The sequence below is a fragment of the Myxococcus sp. AB025B genome (assembly GCF_006518215.1).
In the GTDB taxonomy this organism is placed as follows: domain Bacteria; phylum Myxococcota; class Myxococcia; order Myxococcales; family Myxococcaceae; genus Myxococcus; species Myxococcus fulvus.
The window spans coordinates 1-1,924 of sequence record NZ_SRLW01000594.1 but is presented as its reverse complement, the minus strand read 5'-3'; the positions used below and the strand labels follow the sequence as shown (position 1 = coordinate 1,924).

The following is a 1,924-nucleotide window of genomic DNA, read 5'->3' as shown; positions in this document are numbered from 1 at the left end:
GCGTGGTGGGCCGCCAGCCCCGCGTGGCCCCGGGCGAGCGCTTCGAGTACACGAGCTGGGCGATGCTGCGCACACCCTTCGGGACGATGCGCGGCAGCTATGACATGGAGCGCCCGGACGGCTCGCGCTTCGATGCGCGCATCGCCGAGTTCGCCCTCACGCTGCCCAACGCCCTGCACTGATGAACACGCCCGCGAACAAGCGAGGGTTGCTGCTCGTCAACCTGGGCACGCCGGACGCGCCCCACAGCGGGCCGGTGCGGCGCTACCTGCGCGAGTTCCTGAGCGACCCGCGCGTGGTGGACATCCACCCGGTGGGGCGCTGGATGCTGCTCAACCTCATCATCCTGCCCACGCGCCCGGCCAAGAGCGCGGAGGCGTACCGCAAGGTGTGGATGCCGGAGGGCTCGCCGCTCCTGGTGTACAGCCGGGCGCTGGAGGTGGCCGTGCGCGAGAAGCTGGGCCACGAGTACGACGTGGCGCTGGCCATGCGCTACGGCAGCCCGTCCATCCCCGACACGGTGGCGGCCATGCGCGCGCGCGGCGTGTCGGACTTCACGGTGCTGCCGCTGTACCCGCAGGAGGCCACGTCCTCGTCGGCGTCGTCGCTGGCGCGCGTGTACGAGGTGCTCTCCAGCGGCTGGGACGTGCCCAACGTGCGCGCGGTGCCGGCCTTCCACGGGCACCCGTCGTTCCTGGACGCCTTCGCGGAGGTGGCGCGACCGGTGATTGCCGAGGCCCGCGCGGACCACGTGCTCTTCAGCTACCACGGCGTGCCGGAGCGGCACGTGCGCAAGACGGACACGTCGGGCCAGCACTGCTTCGCGTCCGCGGGGTGCTGTGACGCGCTCACGGACGCCAACCGGCACTGCTACCGCGCCCAGTGCTTCGCCACCACGCGGGGCATCGTCGAGCGGCTGGGACTTCCCCAGGGCGGCTTCAGCGTGTCCTTCCAGTCCCGGCTGGGGCGCACGCCGTGGGTGAAGCCCTACACGGACCTGGTGCTGCCGGAGCTGGCGAAGCAGGGCGTGAAGCGGCTGGCGGTGATGTGCCCGTCCTTCGTCGCCGACTGCCTGGAGACGCTGGAGGAGGTGGGCATGCGCGCCCGCGAGCAGTTCGTCGAGGCGGGGGGCGAGTCGTTGACGCTCGTCCCCTCGCTCAACGCCCACCCGGCCTGGGTGGACGCGGTGGTTCGGATGGTGCGCGAGTCCGACGGCGCGGCTACTGCTGGGGCTTCGCCGTGGCCGCGGGGGGCGCCGACTCCCGCGCGGTGAGCGTCAGCTTCACCGTGCCGGGCGGCACCTGCAGGGCGTTGGTGGGGAAGGGCCCGCGCGAGGACGACGCGATGGTGCCCGCCCACGTGCGCCACCGGCCGGCCTTCACCAGGAACTCACCCTTGCCGGTGATGCGCACCTCGGCGCTGGCGTCCGTGGTGGGCGGGCCGGCGGACTCGTCGGTGGTGGGCTCGGCGTCCTCCTCGGCCGGGTCGTCCGCGCGCGCGGGCACCGCGGGCGGGGCGCGGCGGCTGGTCACCTTGCCGGAGAGCTGCTCGAGCAGGTCGTACTCCAGCGTGGCCACCTGGTCGTCGCCGTCCTGGGTGAGCGCGGTGAGCTTCACGCGGTTGCGGCGCTCCGTCTTGGTGGTGGTGAACAGGGGACCCAGCGCGTCGTGCGTGAGCAGCTCCGTGCCCAGCGCCCAGGTGTCGTTGGGGCCCACGGGCGCGAGCGGCAGCTCCAGCACCAGCGCGGCGATGTTGCGGTTGATGCCCTGGAGGCCGTCGAGCACGAAGCCGCGCTCGCTCAGCGCGCCCGTGTCCTCGGTGGTGTCCTTGCCCTCGGGGAGCACGCGCAGGCGGTAGTCGCCGGAGTTGGTGCGCTCCAGCACGTAGGTGAAGCCGGTGGGGAAGGCCGCGGCGGGGGCGGCGG

Annotated in this window: 3 protein-coding genes; 2 read left to right on the top strand and 1 reads right to left on the bottom strand. The window is 73.2% G+C overall.

Translation table 11 applies throughout. The features are described 5' to 3' along the window. Positions 1-182 (top strand): ApaG domain (locus FL311_RS42875; protein WP_141333411.1); only part of this gene is annotated, 182 nt, incomplete at its 5' end. Next, the gene (gene hemH, locus FL311_RS42870) at positions 182-1,273 is read left to right on the top strand and encodes a ferrochelatase (RefSeq protein WP_141333409.1); all 1,092 of its coding nucleotides are present in this window, start codon (positions 182-184) and stop codon (positions 1,271-1,273) included. The genes FL311_RS42875 and hemH, both read left to right, overlap by 1 nt. Here hemH and FL311_RS44680 read toward each other — a convergent pair. Further along, positions 1,221-1,924 (bottom strand): hypothetical protein (locus FL311_RS44680; protein ID WP_141333407.1); only part of this gene is annotated, 704 nt, incomplete at its 5' end. The two genes, hemH and FL311_RS44680, sit on opposite strands and share 53 nt — an antisense overlap.